Origin of the sequence: Collinsella aerofaciens ATCC 25986, from assembly GCF_964259375.1 — a bacterium.
Lineage (GTDB): Bacteria > Actinomycetota > Coriobacteriia > Coriobacteriales > Coriobacteriaceae > Collinsella > Collinsella aerofaciens_BO.
In genome coordinates, this window is sequence record NZ_CAXVJM010000006.1 from 1 (window position 1) to 17931 (window position 17931).

Consider the following 17931-nt stretch of genomic DNA (forward strand, 5'->3'; position numbering starts at 1 on the left):
CCATCGCGCCGAGAGTACTGCGGGGTCAGCCCGTGGGAGGCCAGGGCGCCGCTGACCGGTGGACGGCACCGAGCCGTAGCATCGAACTTAGAAGGGGGAGGCCTCGCGGCCTCCCCCTTTTTTGCGTTAACACTTCACAATGTAGTTGCATTCACCTCTAGCCCGGTTGGGCTTATGGGTAATGAGCTTTTATTTTAAGACAATAAATCGAATCACAAGGGCAACTGCTATGACCACAATGATCAAAAGTAGCAATTGGAGTCGATGCTGCTTACGTCGTTTACTTGATGAAACGAAGATCGTTTTCCCTTGTTTTGGCGTCTCGAGATAACGAGCCGAATGCGTTAATGTTTGCTTAGGTCGAGGACCTCTTTGCTGCCGAGTTATGGGCGTTTTCGTCGTGTCGTCATTGATTGCGCTGTTTTTTGATAACGGTGCATCTTTCAGATATACGGGATCGCCCGATGCGACGCCCATATGCTTACGCCCCGTTTGGGCATCCTCGAGCGTTTGATATCGATTTCTCGTCACATACTCGGGCTCTGGATCATTAATGGGCTCTTGCGAGATGTGGGGGCGATGGAACCGTGGCGGCTGCGTGGAAGTATCTTCCCCCTGCGTCGGCATAAACATATTGTTCTGGTTTTGGTCGTCCATGATGCCCTTTAGCTCGTTACCAACAACGTGTATGCGCTCATTGTAAGCCCCTTGTTATTTGTAGCTATGGACATACTCGTTATTTAAACTCTGGTTCAAAGAACCTTAACCTTCCTAAAACCTGAGTCATACTCACTTAGATATGCTTATAGTACTTGACTCAAAAAACTTTATAGTCGATGTATATATAAGCACCGGGTGGGCATATATAAGAGCGTCAAAAGAAGTCCCAGTCACCTAGAAGATGACTCGGCAGTCCTATAAAGGAGTGGTAAACATGGCAAGCATGGTTCCTTATCGTTCGGTTTTTGGCGTTCGTCCCTCTGCAAGCTCGCTGTTCGATCTGTTTGATGATATGAGTGACCTAGCGAACGGCTCGATTGCCTCTAAGGCGTTCCCCGTTGACGTTGAGGATAAGGGCGATGGCTATGAGGTCAAGGCTTATCTTACCGGCGTCGCCAAGGACGATATCGATGTCGAGCTTAACGAGGGCCGTCTCTCCATTAGCGTGAATGTCGAGGAAGACGAGGAGAACGAGGGCAAGAACTTCCTGCAGAAGGAGTTCAGCTCGTACAGCGCGACGCGTGGCGTGTATCTCAAGGATGCTTCGAGCGAGGGTCTCTCGGCTAAGTACGCTGACGGCATCCTGACCGTTACGGTTCCCAAGATCGTTGAGAAGAAGAACGTCACGAAGATCTCCATCGACTAACTTTGTTGGTGTTCTGCGCTATTAAAAGACAACAGAAGGGGCTGGGAAGCGATTCCCGGCCCCTTTTGCTGTCTAGGACAGTCTATTGAATGGTTGCTGGCCGATACTGGCTTGCGGGGCGTATCGAGAGATTTCGCGATCCTTGGAGAAGGGTGGCGGAGCTGCCGACCTCGTCATCCAGGGTTGCGGCTAGAGCTTTGGCATAGCTTTTGACGGTAAGACTCGGGCGATTGTTATCTTGGCTGATATGCATGGCAATGAGCTGTTCGGTGCGATCGGTAACAAGTTCGCGCGCGGCTTCGGCGGCTTGGTCGTTGGAGAGGTGTCCCCTTGCAGACAGGATACGCTCCTGAAGAAAGCGGGGATATTCTCCCTCGCGCAGCATAGCCACATCGTGGTTGCTTTCGAGCGCGAGGACTCGACAATCTTTGAGGGTGTTCATGGCTTGGCTCGATAGCTCTCCGGTGTCGGTGGCAAAGCCGATGGAATCATCGAGAGCATTGAATCGATAGCCGACAGGATTGATGACATCGTGTGATGTTGAGTAGGTTTGCACGTGGATGCCGGCAATGGATAGGGTGTCACCGGGATCGAATTCCTCGACAGGCAGATGTGAAAGATTTTCTTTGTTCGAAAGTGTGCCCCTGCTGGCAAAGAGGGGGCCGTGCCAGTGCTTGCACCAGACATCGAGACCCTTGATGTGATCGCTATGCTCATGAGTAATGAGAAGAGCCGAGACGTTGTCTGCCGAGAGCCCCAGTTCTGCCATGCGCTTTAATGTCTCGCGGCGAGAAAGACCGTCGTCAATCATGATGAGCCCCCGGGGGCCTTCGATGAGCGCGCAGTTGCCTTTTGAGCCGCTGCCAAGGATATGAAGGTGCAGACGAGACATAAGATTCCAAAGGATACAATGGGTGCGAACGAATAGAGGAGGAAGCAAATGCCAACGGTATCTCAGCATTATGGACACCATGCTGCATCGCGGGCTGATGATAAAGCCCTGGCAACGCGGCAGACGGCTGCCCCCGTGGTGCTCATGGTATCAGGTGGTGCGGACTCGACGGCTTTGCTCCTTATGGCGTGCACATCAAAGTTGGATATTCTGGATGGGCGTGGTGTAGCCTCCATCGCGCGCGAGCGGCTGCACGTGCTGCATGTGAACCATCATCTACGCGGCGAGGCATCCGATGGCGACGAGGCCTTTGTACGCGGCCTATGCGCACAATATGGCTTGCCGCTGTGTGTTGAGCATGCCTATTTTGATGATGAATCGGGCAATATCGAGGCAGCTGCCCGCGAGGTGCGCTATGCCGCCGCGCGGAGGTATGTTCGCGAGCTCTGCGCCCAGACGGAGGCACCGCGAACGGCGGCTCGTATCTGCACCGCGCACACGTCTTCGGATCGCGCGGAAACGTTTTTGATGAACGCGATTAAGGGTTCGGGGCCCGCTGGTCTATCGAGCATTCCTCGCCGGAGGAATATCGTGGTGCGTCCCTTGCTCGATCTGACTCATGATGAGCTCGTGGGCTATCTGCAGGTGCATGGTCAGCCGTGGCGAGAGGACGAGAGCAACGAGGACGTGTCGTACTTGCGTAACTACGTGCGCCATCGGGTGATGCCGGTGGTGGCGCAGCGCAACGCGAGCGTCTGTAAGACGATTGGCGCCGCCTGCGAGATCTTAGGCGATGAGGACGCCTTTCTTTCCCAGCTTTCCGCGCAGGCGTTTCGAAGCTGCCTGCGTAAGGAGGCGGCGGGTGCACTGGTCCTTGACGCTCGCCGACTGGCCGCGGCCGAGGTGGTGATTGCTCGGCGCATGGTGCGACTGGCAATTAAGCGTATCGACCCCGACGCTCGCCCGGAGATGCGGCATGTGGAGCGCGTGCTCGCCTGTGTCGCCGAAGGCTCGGGTTCGGTCACGCTGCCGGCGGGAATCGATGCGCGCGTGGAGTTTGGCATACTGTCATTCAAGGCCCCGGCGGCGCGCGAGGGGTTGGTTGCCGATTGGGTCACCATTCCCGGTCGATTGCCGCTGGGGGCGGGCCGCATCCTGGTGGCAGAGACGATGGCCGTCGAGCCGGGGTGCGATATTGTGCGCCGTGCCCGTGAACTCGCGGGTGCCGGAGGGGTGGCCGCTATGGTGGATGCCGCGACGCTGGGCTTTGCCGATCGCGATAGCGAACGGATGCTCGCCGGCTCGCGCGGGGAGATTCCCGCCGAGGCGCGTTTGGCGCGTCTGTGGGTAGACGGTCCCGTGCCGGGGGATGTGATGTGTCCGTTGGGCATGAGTGGGCGAAGTAAGAAGATATCCGACCTGCTCAACGAGGCTCGTATTCCCGTTTCTGAGCGCGCAGGCGTTCCTGTGGTGAGAACGGCTCCGGGAGGTGCCGTGGTATGGGTCGCAGGCGTTCGCGCGGACGAGCGTTTTAAATGCACGGCCGCAACGCGCGTGGCGTATCTGCTTCGCGTGGTCGATGCGGAATAGCGTTCCACGTCAGCTATTCTGTGCGACGTTGACGGTATTCCCGCGCTGATGGCGTACGGGCTGGAAAATATACCCCGTGCGCTGCTAGAATGTGAAGTTCGCGTCCATACGGCGGTGTGTGGGCGATAAGCACAAGAAAGGGTTGTCATGGCTTCTCAACATCCGGATATCGAGAAGGTTCTGTTTACGCAGGAGGATATCGACGGTATCGTCTCTCGCCTAGGCGAGCAGATTACTCGCGACTACGCGGGTAAGGATCTGGTGCTGATTGCGGTCCTGCGCGGCGCCGTGGTCTTTATGGGCGACCTGATGCGCAAGATCGAGCTGCCGACCAACATCGATTTCATGGCTGTTTCGAGCTATGGCGACGGTGTGAAGTCCTCGGGTATCGTGCGTATCATTAAGGACCTGGATATCGACATCCGCGGTCGCGACGTGCTGATCGTCGAGGACATTCTGGACTCGGGCCTGACGCTCAAGTATCTGATGAAGAACCTCGAGAGCCGCAAGCCCGCTTCTCTGGAGGTCGCCGCCTTCCTGTGGAAGGACGTTGAGGACCGTACCTCGGCCATCACGCCCAAGTATGTTGGAACCCATTGCCCCGATGCCTTTGTGGTGGGCTACGGCCTCGACTATGCCGAGCGCTATCGTAACCTTCCGTATCTGGGCATTTTGAAACCGGAGGTTTATTCGTAAGATGCCCGACGACCGTAACGATAACAATTCCCAGACTCCCCGGGAGCCTAAGATCCCGGGGATGCCCGGAGGCAAGAAGCCCACGCGTACGGGCTGGCTGTATTTTATTTTGGCTTGCGCGCTCCTGGGCTACGCCTTCTTTAACATGGGCTCCGGCTTTGCCAATTCCAGCAATACCGTTAAGCTCGCGACGAGCGAGATGGTGAGTGCCATCAAGCAGGATCGCGTCGAAGATCTGACCTATACGGTTCAAGACGGAAGCGTGACGGGTCATTACTGGAAGACGAAGAAGGACAGGGGCGATACGAGCGAGCTCAAGAGCTTCTCCTCGACCTATGTCGGCTCCGATTCGCTTGCCGAGCTTATGGCGGAGCACCCCGATACCAAGTACATCGTCAACACCAACGATCCCGATTTTTGGGGCGACTTGGCGATGAGCGTGCTTCCGACGATCGCCCTGATCGCCATTATGTTCTACTTTATGCGCCAGATGATGGGCGCCAACAACAGGAACATGCAGTTTGGCAAGACCAACGCCAAGACCAACGAGGCCACGCGCCCCAAGGTCAAGTTTGAAGACGTTGCCGGCGTGGACGAGGCAGTCGAGGAGCTCGAGGAGATTCGTGACTTTTTGAGCGATCCGGACCGCTATCGCAAGCTGGGCGCCAAGATTCCGCGCGGCGTGTTGCTGGTGGGCCCTCCGGGCACCGGTAAAACGCTGCTGGCCAAGGCTGTAGCCGGCGAGGCGGGCGTGCCGTTCTTTAGCATCTCTGGTTCCGACTTTGTCGAGATGTTCGTGGGTGTCGGCGCCAGCCGTGTACGTGACCTCTTTAAGGAGGCCAAGTCCCAGGCTCCGTCGATCATCTTCATCGATGAGATCGATGCCGTGGGACGTCAGCGCGGAGCCGGCCTGGGCGGCGGCCACGACGAGCGCGAGCAGACGCTCAACCAGCTGCTGGTCGAGATGGACGGGTTTGAGGAGAGCGAGTCGGTCATTCTGATCGCTGCGACCAACCGTCCTGACATCCTGGATCCGGCATTGCTGCGTCCCGGTCGTTTTGACCGTCAGGTCACGGTCGACCGTCCGGATGTGAAGGGCCGCGAGCAGATCTTGCGCGTGCATGCCGAGAACAAGCCGATGGACGAGGACGTGAAGTTTGAGAAGCTCGCCCAGATGACCGTTGGCTTTACCGGCGCCGATCTGGCAAATCTGCTCAACGAGTCTGCGCTGCTGGCTGCCCGCCGCCATCGTTCCGTGATCTCGATGGACGAGGTCGAGGAATCGATGGAGCGCGTGATTGCCGGACCGCAACGCAAGGGTCGTGTGATGACCGAAGCCGAGCGCACCACGATTGCCTACCACGAGAGCGGCCATGCCCTGGTGGGTCACATCTTGGAGCATTCCGATCCGGTCCACAAGATCTCGATCGTCAGCCGCGGCCAGGCGCTGGGCTACACGCTGCAGCTTCCGCAGGAGGACCACTTCCTCAAGACCAAGAACGAGATGCTCGACGAGCTCGCCGTGTTCTTGGGCGGTCGCGTTGCCGAGGAACTCATGTGCGACGACATCACGTCGGGCGCAAGCAACGACCTGGAGCGCGCGACCAAGATGGCGCGCGAGATGGTCACGCGCCTGGGCATGAGCGAGGAACTCGGCACGCAAGTGTTTGGCGAGGCGCAGCATCAAGTGTTCCTTGGTCGCGATTACGCCGATCACCAGGATTACTCCGAGGAGACGGCGCGCCGCATCGATATCGAGGTCCAGCGCATTATGCGTGAGGCCCATCGCCGTGCGGTCGAGATTTTGGATGCCCGTCGCGATCAGCTCGACCTGATGGCCAAGGTGCTGCTTGAGCGCGAGACCGTCGAAGGCGACGCCGTGAACGCCCTGCTCGACAACGAGTGGGATGCCTACCTTGAGCGCGAGGGCGATGTCCTGGCAGCCAAGGAGGAGCGCAATGCCAAGGCGGCCGGCATGCCGACCAAGAAGCGTGCGCCTCGCATGAGCGAGGAGGAGCTGGCGGCTGATGCCGCAGCCTTTGCGCAGGCGGCCATGCAGGAGGATATCGAGGCCGAATCCGAGACTGCCGATGATGCCGGTGCCGACACCGACGCCGACAAATAGTCTTTGTGGTGAAAGCCTCCGCGGGGAAACCTGCGGAGGCTTTTTCTTTTGAGCGATATGGGGCCATCTGTTGATTGGGGACAGACTTAAATGAGTGTTTTCACGCATTTAAGTCTGTCCCCAATCAACATTGCTGCGGCACTTTGCTCAGCTAAAGCGTACAATAGCGCCTATGCGAAAGGGGTACAGATGATCAACGAAACCATGTATGCTCGCGGTGCAGAGAGCTCCATCATCCGCGAGATTTTTAGCTATGGCCTTGAGCGCAAGGCGCAGATTGGTGCGGAAAACGTATTCGATTTTTCGCTGGGTAACCCGAGCGTTCCGGCGCCCGCTGCCGTGGCGGAGTCCATTAAGAAGGCCTTGGAGCTTCCGAGTGACCAGCTGCACGGATACACGCCCGCACCGGGCCTGCCGCAGTGCCGTACCGCCGTGGCTGAGTCGCTCAACCGCCGCTTTGGTACGAGTTATGAGGACAAGGATGTCTTTATGACCGTGGGCGCCGCGGCTTCGCTCACCTGCACGCTCAACGCCGTTACGAACCCGGGCGATGAGGTTATCGTCATTGCACCATACTTCCCGGAGTATCGCGTGTGGATTGAGAAAGCCGGCTGTACGTGTGTCGAGGCGCTCGCCAATGAAGATACGTTCCAGCTGAGTGTGGACAACGTGCTCAAGGCGATTACCGATAAGACGACTGCCGTCATCATCGACTCGCCGAATAACCCGACCGGCGCCGTGTATACGCGCGACACGCTGACGCGACTGGCCAGTGTTTTACGCGAGGTCAACGCCAAGCGCGATTCCGAGAACCCGATTATGCTCATCTCGGATGAGCCGTATCGCGAGATTGTCTATGGCGCCGAGGTGCCTTGGGTGCCTTCGATCTACGAGCACACCATCGTGTGCTACTCGTATTCCAAGTCGCTGTCGCTACCGGGCGAGCGCGTGGGTTGGATTTTGGTTCCCAACACCAATCCGCAGGCTGCGCGTCTGATGCCGGCTGTTGCGGGTGCCGCCCGTACGCTGGGCTTCGTGTGCGCGCCGGCGCTCTTCCAGCGCGTAATTATCGACTGCATCGATGAGCCGAGTGACGTTGAGGCCTATGCGCGCAACCGCACCGCGCTTACCGATGCACTAGCGGAGTACGGCTACACGTATGTTGAGCCGGATGGTGCATTCTACCTGTGGGTGAAGGCGCTGGAGCCCGATGCGAACGCTTTCTGCGAGCGCGCGAAGAAGTATGAGCTGCTCGCGGTGCCCTCGGACAGTTTTGGCATGCCGGGCTGGTTCCGCTTGGGCTACTGTGTGAGCTACGAGACTATCGTCAACTCACTGCCCGCCTGGAAGCAGCTGGCCGACGAGTATCGTCAAAAGTAAAGCGCTCTGCTTACAATGTTTTACGTGAAACGGGGTTTGGTTTTAAGCCAGACCCCGTTGTCTATGCCGTTGTGTGATTGGGATGAAGCAGTTTTACGACTGCCGAAGGCTATGCGTACAATGAATATACGCGACGGCCATACCGGATAAGGAGACCCGATGCCCTACCTTCTTTCTTGTGATATTCATACTCATACGCTGTTCTCCGCGCATGCGTATTCGACCATCGAGGAGAATATATATTGGGCGGCCGAGCGTGGCCTTCAGGTGCTTGGTTCTGCCGACCATTTGAGCTCGATGGTTACACCTTGCCCTAATGACCTGCGCAGTTTCCAGTTCTTTATCAACCAGGATATCTGGCCGCGCATTTGGAGCGGCGTGCTGGTGCTCCGTGGCGCCGAGGCTGATATCGTCTCGCTGGACGGAAGCCTGTTTGGCGAGGATATTCCCGTTTCGCTCGATATTGCCGGCGATTCGTACAGCCGCCAGCATTCACTGTTCGATTTAGTTACGCGCAATTTGGATTATTTGGTGGCAAGTGTGCATAATCCGCAGTTTGCCGAGGGCGCGACGCTGGCTCAAACGACCCAGATGTATATCAATGCCTTGGAACATCCCAAGGTGTTCATGTTGGGGCATACGGGGCGCTCGGGCGTACCGTTCGATATCGACGAGGTGCTGTTGGCAGCCAAGGCCAAGCACAAGATTATCGAGATTAACAATCACAGTCTTGAGCATGGTACCGATACCGAGCATTGGGACGTGTGCCGCAAGATCGCCGAGCGTTGCGCCGAGCTGGGTGTGGGCATTGGCGTTTCGACCGACGCGCACATTGGTATGGCGATCGGCAAGCTCGACCATGCCCGCAAGATGCTCGACGAGATTCACTTCCCGCTTGATCTGATCGTGACACGCGACCGCGAGACGCTGCTGCGCGAGATGGCGGCAGCTGGGGTATGTGACCTGCGCAAGGGTATGTAGCGAGGCATATAGGCTCAACGAAAAGGGGCGGTCCAGACGGGCCGCCCCTTTCTTGTGCCGGTAGATTAGCGGCGCTCGAGGACCGCTACGGTTTCGGTGTGGTCGGTGTGGGGGAACATGTCGACCGGCGAGATCTTGAGTAGGCGATAGCCGCCGTCGAGGAGCTGGTGTAGGTCGCGCTCCTGGGTCACAGGGTTGCAGCTGATATAGGTGATGCGTCGCGGCTTGAGCGTGCAAGCGGCCTCGAGGAACTCGGGCGTAGAGCCGGCGCGCGGCGGGTCGATAGAGAGAACGTCGACGCGCTCGTTGTTATCGGCGGCATCCAGGATATAGTCGGTCGCGTCGTCGGCCATAAACCACGCGTTGCGGGTGAGGCCGTTGAGCTCGGCATTGCGACGTGCGTCGGCAATGCCGGCGGGATTGCGCTCAACGCCGAGCAGCATAATGCCGGCGCCCTTGTCTTGGGCATCCTTCGCGGCGCACAGACCAATGGTGCCGCTGCCGCAGTAGGCATCCATAAGCACGTCGCCCTGGTGTAGGTCCATACCGTCGATGGCGAGTTGGTAGAGCAGCTCGGTCTGCTGCGGATTGGTCTGATAGAACGCGGTGGGGGAGATGTCGAAACTGCAGCCGAGCAGCTGGTCGCGCATGCACTCGGCGCCATAGACGATACGAGTCTCTTCGCCCAAGATGGCGTTACCGGGTCGCCCGTTGATATTCTGCGCAACGGTGACGATATGCGGATCGAGCGCCGCGACGGCCTCAAAGAACTCCTGCGCATGCGGTAAGTCACGCTGGGCGGTCACGAGCGTAACCATGACCTGGTCGGTACGCCAACCGCAGCGGACGACGGCATAGCGAAGCAAACCAAGATGCTTGTCCTCATTAAAGGCGGGAATATGCAGCCGTTCAGCTTCGCGTGCGATGCCGTTGAGAATCTGACGGGCACCCGGCGCCTCGACAGGACACTCGGGTACGGCAACGATCTTGTGCGTGCCGCGCTCAAAGAAACCGCAACGGACAGCGCCCTCCTTACCGGGAGCAAAGGGAGTGGCAGCCTTATGGCGAAAGCCACGCGGCGCAGGATATTTACCCGGGTCGCCCAGGGTGACGCCCATACCGCGAATGGGATCAACAGCGATGCCCTCACGCTCACAAAGCGAAGCAAAAAGCTCCTCCATAGCAGCCTGCTTAGCTGCCAGCTGCTTTTTATAAGGACGATTGAGCGCCGTGCACCCACCGCAAGATTTCATGATCGAACAGGGAGACTTGGGGTCCACAGCCTTACGTGCAGACGAAACCGGATCATTATGCGGCCGCTTGGAGTGAGCCTGGGACGCCTTATCCCCGCTCCGACGAGAGCCGGGACGCTTGGCCTTAGCCTTGCCCTTGACCGACTTACCCTTCGCATCCTGAGACGACTTTGATTTCTTGGAAGATTTCTCCTCCTTCAACCCCTCAGCCGCCTCCACCAAAGCACGACGAGCCCTACGCTCCGCACGAGATTCTGCCATGAATTAACCCCACTAATTTATAAATTTAAAGCCACAAGCATTGTACCGTGCCAAGCCAACAAACGATATGCAAGCGGTTTATTGGTATCAGTGATAGGTACAACGATGATTGCCCGCTGGGCTCCGGGGCGGGGGTTAAGTTTATCGCGAGTTCCGCACGAACAGGAGGCCACTTAATGTGGTCTCCGTCGTGAGCAGGACTGTAGAGCAGGAAACTTAACCCCCGCCCCGGAGCCCAGCGGGCAAACCCTCCCTTGTACTCCATCTCACTAAAGTGTATGATTCTGAACGTTACATGACTCACTTTACCTAACTAAAGTGCCATCAAGGGGGGAATACCATGAATACCGATATGTCTCGTCGTCAGTTCGTTGGTCTAGCCGGCTCACTCGCCACGGTGCTTGGCCTTGGTCTTGTCGGCTGCGGCGGTGGTGCCGGCAAGGGCTCCGCTGCCGGTTCTGCCGCAGCCAAGGACGTGAAGGGCGCTGCGGAGTCCAAGAAGCTCGTGGTGGGCTTTGACAAGTCCTACCCTCCGTACGGCTTTGTAGGCGATGATGGCGAGTACACCGGTTTTGACCTCGACCTTGCCAAGGCCGTTGCCGACAAGCAGGGCTGGGACGTTGAGTATGAGGCTATCGACTGGGATGCCAAGGACACGCTGCTCAACTCGGGTGCCATCAACTGCATCTGGAACGGCTTTACCATGGAGGGCCGCGAGGACGACTACACGTTCTCCGAGCCGTACATGCTCAACGAGCAGGTGCTGGTGGTAAAGAAGGATGCGGGCATCAAGAGCTGGGACGATCTTGCCGGCAAGACCGTGATTACCCAGACCGATTCCGCTGCGCAGGATGTGCTCGAGGGCGACCAGAAGGATCTGGCGGCGACGTTTGCCACGCTCGACACGATCGGCGAGTACAACACGGCCTTTATGCAGCTCGAGAGCGGCGCGGTCGATGCCGTGGCTTGCGACCTTTCGATTGCCCAGTATCAGCTTGCCGCCAAGCCCGATGCTTATACGCAGCTTGATGAGCCGCTGTCCAGCGAGCACTACGCCGTCGGCTTTAAGAAGGGCGACGCCAAGTCGGCCGACGCCGTGACCGAGTCGCTCAAGGCGCTCTACGAGGACGGCACGGTTAAGGACCTGTGCGACAAGTATTCAAGCTATGGTCTATCTTTCGATAATTGGGTGCTCAAGTAATGTCTATTCAGGTCATGATGCAGATGCTTGGCCAGGGATTCTTGGTCAGTTTGCAGTTGTTTGTGCTGACACTGCTGGGGTCGATTCCGCTGGGAATCCCCGTGGCGTTTATGCGCATGAGCAAAATCGCGCCGCTTCGCTGGATTGCGCGCATCTATATCTCGGTCATGCGCGGCACGCCGCTCATGCTGCAGATGTTTGCCATCTACTTTGCCCCGTACTACGTGTTTGGCATTTCGCTCACGCCCGATTCCAAGTGGACGGCGTGCGTCGTAGCGTTCATCATCAACTACGCCGGTTACTTTGCCGAGATCTATCGCTCGGGCCTGCAGTCCATTCCGCGCGGTCAATACGAGGCAGCCGAGGTGCTGGGCTATTCGCGCATGCAGACGTTTCTGTATATCGTGATGCCGCAGGTCGCCAAGCGTATTCTGCCGGCGATGGGCAACGAGATCATCACGCTGGTCAAGGACACGTCGCTGGCGTTTGCCATTGGCGTGGGTGAGATGTTCTCGACGGCCAAGGCGCTGGTCGCCTCGCAGGTGAGCATGGTGCCGTTTGCGATCGCGGCGCTGATCTACTGGGTCTTTAACTTTGTGGTCGAGATGCTGCTGGGCGCTGCCGAGAAAAAATTGGATTACTACCATGATTAATTCGGTAATGAATATAGCGAACGCGCGCAAGGCGTTTGGTGGCAATGAGGTGCTCAAGGATATCTCGCTCGAGGTAAAGCGTGGCGAGGTTGTGGCGATTATCGGGCCTTCGGGCGGCGGTAAGTCCACGCTGCTGCGCTGTGCCACGCTGCTCGAGACGCTCGACGGCGGCTCGCTCTCGTTTGGTGACCTTGCCGTCGCGACGGATGCGGGTTCGGGCGCGGTGTACGCAAAGGGTGATGTTCCTAAACAGGCGCGCTCGCGGTTTGGTCTGGTGTTTCAGAACTACAATCTGTTCCCGCACTATACCGTGATGAAAAACATCACCGATGCGCCGATCCGCGTGCTTAAGCGCCCGCGCGAGCAGGCGGAGGCCCGCGCTCACGAGCTGATTGCGCAAATGGGGCTGACGGGCAACGAGAACAAGGTGCCCTGCGAGCTTTCGGGCGGTCAGCAGCAGCGCGTGAGTATTGCCCGCGCCCTGGCGCTCGACCCGGAAATCTTATTCTTTGACGAGCCGACCTCGGCGCTCGATCCCGAGCTGACGGCCGAGGTTCTGCGCGTCATCAAGGACCTGGCGGCGCAGAATATGACGATGGTGATCGTGACCCATGCGATGCAGTTTGCCCGCGACGTTGCCGACCGCGTGGTCTTTATGGATGGCGGGCGCATTGTCGAGGAGGGTCCGGCCGAGCAGGTTATCGATCATCCGCGCGAGCAGCGTACGCGCGAGTTCTTGAGCCGTATCGAGGGGTAGGCTCAGCTATTTACTCAACTGTTTATTGAGGTGAAGCCGCCGCAGGTCTTATGATCTGCGGCGGCTTTTTGCATCCGCGGGGTTCAATAATCGCCTTGCAAACTCGCCCCCTCCTCTCGCCGCCCGTATCCATACGCGTGCCGAAAGGTCTGCATGGACAGGCGACTGCAAGGGTAGGGTGGTGGCATAGGACATTTGGAGAGTGAGTCGGCTCGGCTGCCGACCGTGCTGCTCCCGGGACGGCACCGACTGCGAACTCTCCCCGTTGGCGTCGCGCATTGCGCGCGGCCCTGCAAGGAGGTCATCATGGGTGCTCCCAAGACCGGCAACGTAAGGAACGTGGTGCTCGTAGGCCAAGGCGGGGTGGGCAAGACTTCACTCGCCGAGGCCATGCTCCACCTTTCCGGTAAGACCGCCCGCCTGGGCGGCCACGACGGCACCAAGCCCACGCTCGACTATGACCCCGAAGAGGTCAAGCGTTCATTCTCCATCTCGACGACCATCGCGCCGATCGATTGGAAGGGCGCCCGCATCAACGTGCTCGATGCCCCGTGCTACCCCGATTTTATCGGCGACGCCTTTGCCGCGATGAGCGTCTGCGAGACGGCGCTGTTTGTGGTCGACGCCGAGGCCGGCCCGCAGCCGACGACGGTTAAGCTTTGGTACGCCGCCGAGGACCTGCGCCTGGCGCGCGCGGTGTTCGTAAACCGCCTGTCGCGTCCCGAGGCCAGCTTTACGACCACAATGAACCTGCTGCAGGAGCGCTTTGGCACGCGCCTAGGCGCCGTGACCCTCCCCTGGGGCGAGGGCGAGGACTTTGACGGCATTATCGACCTGGTGCGCATGAAGGCGCGCCATTGCAACGGCACCGAAGCCGTAGAGTCGGAGATTCCCGAGGAGTATCGTGCCCAGGCTGAGGAAGCCCATGACCATCTGTGCGAGCTGGTGGCCGAGGCCGACGATGAGCTGATGATGAAGTACTTGGAAGGCGAGGAGACGCTGACGCAGGAGGAGCTTGAAGGCCTGCTGTCGAAGGCGATCGCCGAGCGCATCTTTGTGCCGGTCTTTGCGGGCGATTGCATTAAGGAGCAGGGCGTCAACTCGCTGATGGACGACATTGCCACGTACTTCCCGGCGCCGACTGACTACGGCGAAATGCCGCTCATCGACGGCGACTCGCTCAAGATCTCGAGTGACGATGACCGACCGGTGGCATTTGTGTTTAAGACGCTGGCCGACCCGCAGCAGGGCCGCATCAGCTTTATCAAGGTGCTGGCGGGCACGCTTGAGCCGGGTCTTGAGCTGGTCAACGCCCGCACGCGCAAGGGCGACCGTCTGGCTCACCTGTATGTGATGTGCGGCCGCGACATGACCGAGGTCGGTCACGCCTATGCCGGCGACATTATCGTGGCGCCCAAGTTGGCGGCAGAGACGGGTGACACGCTCTCCATTACCGGTAAGGTCGAGGCTGCGGCGTTTAAGTTCCCCAACTCTCAGTATCGTATCGCCATCGAGGCCGAGAATCGCGGCGACGAAGAGAAGCTCTACACGTTTATTGAGAAAGCCTGCAAGGCCGATCCGACCATGAGCATCGACCGCGACGAGGAGACGGGCCAGACTATCATCTCCGCCGTGGGTGAGGCGCAGGTTTCGGTGCTGCTCAACCGTTTGGAGGACCGTACCAAGGTCGTGGCCAAGAGCGTGCCGATCCGCATTCCGTATCGCGAGACCATCCGCCGCACGGCGAGCGCCCAGGGCCGCCACAAGAAGCAGACCGGTGGTGCCGGTCAGTACGGCGACTGCTGGCTGCGCGTGGAGCCGCTTATTGGGCCCGACGGCACGAGCGACGGCTACGAGTTTGTGGATGAGGTCGTAGGCGGCCGCATTCCGCGCTCGCTGATTCCCGCCGTGGACAAGGGCGTCCAGGAGACCATGAAGGACGGCATCATTGCCGGCTACCCGCTCACGGGCATTCGCGTCGCGGTGTACGACGGCTCGTATCACAGCGTCGACTCCAACGAGATGGCGTTTCGCGCGGCGGCTCGCATCGGCCTGCGCAAGGCGTGTGCCGATGCCGACCCGGTGGTGCTGGAGCCCATCGAGGAGATCACCGTGACCATTCCCGAGAGTTACGCCGGCGCCGTGATGGGCGACATCTCGGCCTCGCGCGGTCGCGTGACGGGCATGGAGACCGATGAGCGCGGTGACACCGTGGTCATCGCCCAGGCTCCGCTCGCCGAGTTGACGGATTATTCGACGCGCCTACGTTCTATCACGCGCGGCACAGGCGACTTTACCATGAAGCCCGCCGGCTACGAGCAGGTTCCCTACGACGTTCAGGCCAAGCTGGTCGAGCGCTATGAGGAGGGCCGCGCCAAGTAGCGTGTGGCGTTGTCTGCGATGTAGGTGCTGACGAAAAGGCCGTCCTGGGTAACCGGGGCGGCCTTATTTGATCCGTATGCGACGGAAGGATTGCGGATCATTTTTTTGGTTACGGGCAGCGCAGTCGGCGCTAGTCTCCGGATGCCTGGTTGCGGCCGGTGGCGTAGTCGATTTGCACGTGCGGCTGCAGGTTGTAGCAGTACACGTGGAAGCACAGGGTCTTGCCGTGGTCCTCGACCGATTGTGCTTCCAGACGAACGCCACGACAGACGAGTTCCTCTTCGTTGTACATGGGCGTGACGCGGTAGAGCACATGGTTGCCCGTGTCGCGGATGTAGTCGAGGACCTGCTCTTCAAACGGCAGCATGCCCGTCTCGTTGAGATAGCGCGTGCCGGTGAGGAGATTCTTGCGGTTGGCGTTTTCGCCGCAGAGCGACCAGGCGATGAGGTGGCAGCGGTTGTAGAGGCTCTGGCTCGGAATAAAGTCGTAGCGCTGCTGGTGCCATCCGGCGGGGTGGATACGCGAGATGTCGCCGCGCTTGCCCTGGCCGAGCGATTCGGGGCCAACGCAGGCGAGTGCCTTGCGGGTGCGGCCCAGGCTATCGAGCTTGGAGAATTTCTTAAAGCAGCCCTCTTCGGTGGCGCGATCGTATTCATCGAGCGTGAACGACGGCATGCCCAACGGGTGCGTGCTGTCGGCGCGAAGGGCAACGTAGGGGTTGCCGGCGTAGTCGGGAATGCTGCTGAGATAAACACCGCGGGCGCGGTTGAGGTCAGGGTTTTCGACTTCGTCGATGGGGGTGGCGGCGCTATCCGCGGAGGCAGCGTCACCGGCGTCGGTTGCGGCGGATTCAGAGCCATCGCCAGAGTCTTGGCTATTTTGAGAGTCCGGGGAGCTCGCTGTTCCCGATTCGAGCCGGGCGACCAAGTCCGCCTCGTCGTCGGTGCGGCTGGGACTCTCGTTTTGCTTCTCGGCCAGAGCTGCCGCCTGTTCATCGCTTTGCGGCGACAGCAACTTGGGAGCTCCGTCGAGCGATCCCGTAAACAGCGCAAACCCCAACACCACGGCGGTGCCGATGGAAAGTGCTTGCTTGTAGGCGGACTTGCGCGACATTGAGGCTCCTGGATGGACGGTTGGGAATCTACCAGTCTAGCAGGAGCCGGCAGGGGCCGTTCTGTCGAACAAATACTTAAGATTTGGGACAAACGCTACTGATTCATTTACCTCATATGGAGCTGCGGCGGTTGTGAATATAAAGCTATTCGGCGTTTTCCCAGATAAAACTTGCTAGAACAAACCTGTCCCTTATTGGCGGGTCAGTTAACGCAGTCCAGGTTGAGCATATGCGAGCGAGCGGGCTTCGGGTGCGGTAAGGTGACGTGAAACAAGCGGGCGCTGACCTTTTGGTCGTGCCCGTGAAGTTGAACGTCAGATTGCCGCACCCGGAGCCCGCGCAGCGCCGAGCAGGTACGCCGTTTGTAAAACGGCGTAACCTAAAGGTTCATGTTGCCGTGGATGTAGGGGGTGACCTCGGGGGAGATGTGGCCGCAGCCCAGCTCGCGCAGCGCGGACTCGATAGCGGCGGGCAGTGGGGCCTTGCCCTCGGCATCGACGGCGCCGCCGCCGAGGGCGGCAATCTTGGCGACATCTGCGGGGGCGGCCTCGATGTGCATACAGCTGCCGACCAAGCGCGCGCGAACCTGCGCCAGACCAAGTTCGTGCAGGTAGTCCTCGCAGGCGCGGATTAAATCGACCTTCTCGCGCGTAAGCTCCTCGCCCGTGGGGACGCGCGTGGCAAGACAGGCTCCCGCCGGCAGGTTCCAAACGGGATAGCCCCATGCGCGCAGCAGCTCGCGCTCCTCGTCCTTGGTAAAGCCGACCTCCATAAGAGGGGAGCGTACGCCGAGCTCTTCTGCCGCGCGCATGCCGGGGCGGTAGTCGCCGCGATCGCTTGCATTGCTGCCATCGATGACGGTGGGAAAGCCGAGCGACTTGGCGTGGTTGACGATAGCGGTAAAGCCGGCGTGCTTACAGTGGTAGCAGCGATTAGCATCGTTGCAGGCTACTTGGGGGAGCTGCAACTGATCGACCGAAAGATTGAGCACAGGGAGCTTAAAATGTGGCTCCTCATTGGCTTGCCCGTCAACGGAGCGCTCAAACGAAGCCTGTTCGGGCGTGCCGATGAGCGGCGTGGTGAGGTGGACGAGAAGCGTGCTGGCAGGCATGATGCGGGCGCAGACCGCGGCCAAAAAGCTGCTGTCGACGCCGCCGGAAAAGCCGATGGCAACGCGTCCGTATGCCAAAAGCAGCTGCTCGAGCTCTGCGAGTTTATCCTGAAGCTCCTTTGCAGGTGCGGTGGTGTCTGAAAACATGAATCGATCCTTACCAATATG

General features: G+C 59.3%; 15 protein-coding genes. 10 read left to right on the forward strand and 5 right to left on the reverse strand.

Going from position 1 to position 17931, the window contains the following annotated elements; translation table 11 throughout:
• Positions 1–189: 189 nt before the first annotated feature.
• Positions 190–657: a hypothetical protein gene (locus ACEXKH_RS03765; protein WP_373573135.1), complete on the reverse strand. Its 468-nt coding sequence runs from the start codon at positions 655–657 to the stop codon at positions 190–192.
• A gap of 277 nt (positions 658–934) precedes the next feature.
• Between ACEXKH_RS03765 and ACEXKH_RS03770 the strand changes: the two genes are divergently transcribed.
• Positions 935–1366, forward strand: coding sequence for an Hsp20/alpha crystallin family protein (locus ACEXKH_RS03770; protein ID WP_195192729.1), 432 nt, complete (start codon positions 935–937; stop codon positions 1364–1366).
• Between the two features lie 82 nt (positions 1367–1448).
• On the opposite strand, the gene ACEXKH_RS03775 is transcribed toward ACEXKH_RS03770, so the two are convergent.
• Positions 1449–2258, reverse strand: coding sequence for an MBL fold metallo-hydrolase (locus tag ACEXKH_RS03775; RefSeq protein ID WP_373573136.1), 810 nt, complete (start codon positions 2256–2258; stop codon positions 1449–1451).
• Between the two features lie 48 nt (positions 2259–2306).
• On the opposite strand from ACEXKH_RS03775, the gene tilS reads away from it, so the two are divergent.
• The 5 genes from tilS (at position 2307) to ACEXKH_RS03800 (ending at position 9030) form a co-directional block, all read left to right on the forward strand.
• Positions 2307–3848 carry a tRNA lysidine(34) synthetase TilS gene (tilS, locus tag ACEXKH_RS03780; RefSeq protein WP_373573137.1) on the forward strand — a complete coding sequence of 514 codons (1542 nt, stop codon included), beginning with the start codon at positions 2307–2309 and terminating at the stop codon, positions 3846–3848.
• 147 nt (positions 3849–3995) lie between these two features.
• The gene (gene hpt / locus ACEXKH_RS03785) at positions 3996–4544 is read left to right on the forward strand and encodes a hypoxanthine phosphoribosyltransferase (RefSeq protein WP_117774133.1); all 549 of its coding nucleotides are present in this window, start codon (positions 3996–3998) and stop codon (positions 4542–4544) included.
• A 1-nt stretch (position 4545) separates the two neighbouring features.
• Positions 4546–6669 (forward strand): ATP-dependent zinc metalloprotease FtsH, encoded by a 2124-nt coding sequence (gene ftsH / locus ACEXKH_RS03790; protein WP_373573138.1) that lies wholly within the window; start codon positions 4546–4548, stop codon positions 6667–6669.
• Positions 6670–6858: 189 nt separating this feature from the next.
• Entirely contained in the window at positions 6859–8049 is a 1191-nt protein-coding gene (locus tag ACEXKH_RS03795; RefSeq protein ID WP_373573139.1) for a pyridoxal phosphate-dependent aminotransferase, read from the forward strand.
• Positions 8050–8208: 159 nt separating this feature from the next.
• On the forward strand, positions 8209–9030 hold the full coding sequence (locus tag ACEXKH_RS03800; protein WP_373573140.1) for a phosphatase: 822 nt from the start codon (positions 8209–8211) through the stop codon (positions 9028–9030).
• 65 nt (positions 9031–9095) lie between these two features.
• Here the strand turns inward: ACEXKH_RS03800 and rlmD are convergent, their stop codons facing one another.
• Positions 9096–10544: a 23S rRNA (uracil(1939)-C(5))-methyltransferase RlmD gene (gene rlmD / locus ACEXKH_RS03805; protein WP_373573141.1), complete on the reverse strand. Its 1449-nt coding sequence runs from the start codon at positions 10542–10544 to the stop codon at positions 9096–9098.
• Positions 10545–10884: 340 nt separating this feature from the next.
• Here rlmD and ACEXKH_RS03810 point away from each other — a divergent pair, with 340 nt between their 5' ends.
• From ACEXKH_RS03810 to ACEXKH_RS03825, 4 genes are all read left to right on the forward strand, one after another.
• Entirely contained in the window at positions 10885–11745 is an 861-nt protein-coding gene (locus ACEXKH_RS03810; protein WP_373573142.1) for a transporter substrate-binding domain-containing protein, read from the forward strand.
• Positions 11745–12398, forward strand: a complete 654-nt coding sequence (locus ACEXKH_RS03815; protein WP_117806870.1) for an amino acid ABC transporter permease — start codon at positions 11745–11747, stop codon at positions 12396–12398. Before ACEXKH_RS03810 ends, ACEXKH_RS03815 begins: the two co-directional genes overlap by 1 nt.
• Entirely contained in the window at positions 12391–13155 is a 765-nt protein-coding gene (locus tag ACEXKH_RS03820) for an amino acid ABC transporter ATP-binding protein (RefSeq protein WP_118081730.1), read from the forward strand. The genes ACEXKH_RS03815 and ACEXKH_RS03820 overlap by 8 nt, the downstream gene beginning before the upstream one ends.
• 306 nt (positions 13156–13461) lie before the next feature.
• Positions 13462–15537 (forward strand): elongation factor G, encoded by a 2076-nt coding sequence (locus ACEXKH_RS03825; protein WP_373573143.1) that lies wholly within the window; start codon positions 13462–13464, stop codon positions 15535–15537.
• A gap of 130 nt (positions 15538–15667) precedes the next feature.
• Here the strand turns inward: ACEXKH_RS03825 and ACEXKH_RS03830 are convergent, their stop codons facing one another.
• Positions 15668–16651, reverse strand: coding sequence for a DNA/RNA non-specific endonuclease (locus ACEXKH_RS03830; RefSeq protein ID WP_373573144.1), 984 nt, complete (start codon positions 16649–16651; stop codon positions 15668–15670).
• A 380-nt stretch (positions 16652–17031) separates the two neighbouring features.
• Positions 17032–17910 carry a hypothetical protein gene (locus ACEXKH_RS03835; protein ID WP_373573145.1) on the reverse strand — a complete coding sequence of 293 codons (879 nt, stop codon included), beginning with the start codon at positions 17908–17910 and terminating at the stop codon, positions 17032–17034.
• Positions 17911–17931 lie beyond the last annotated feature (21 nt).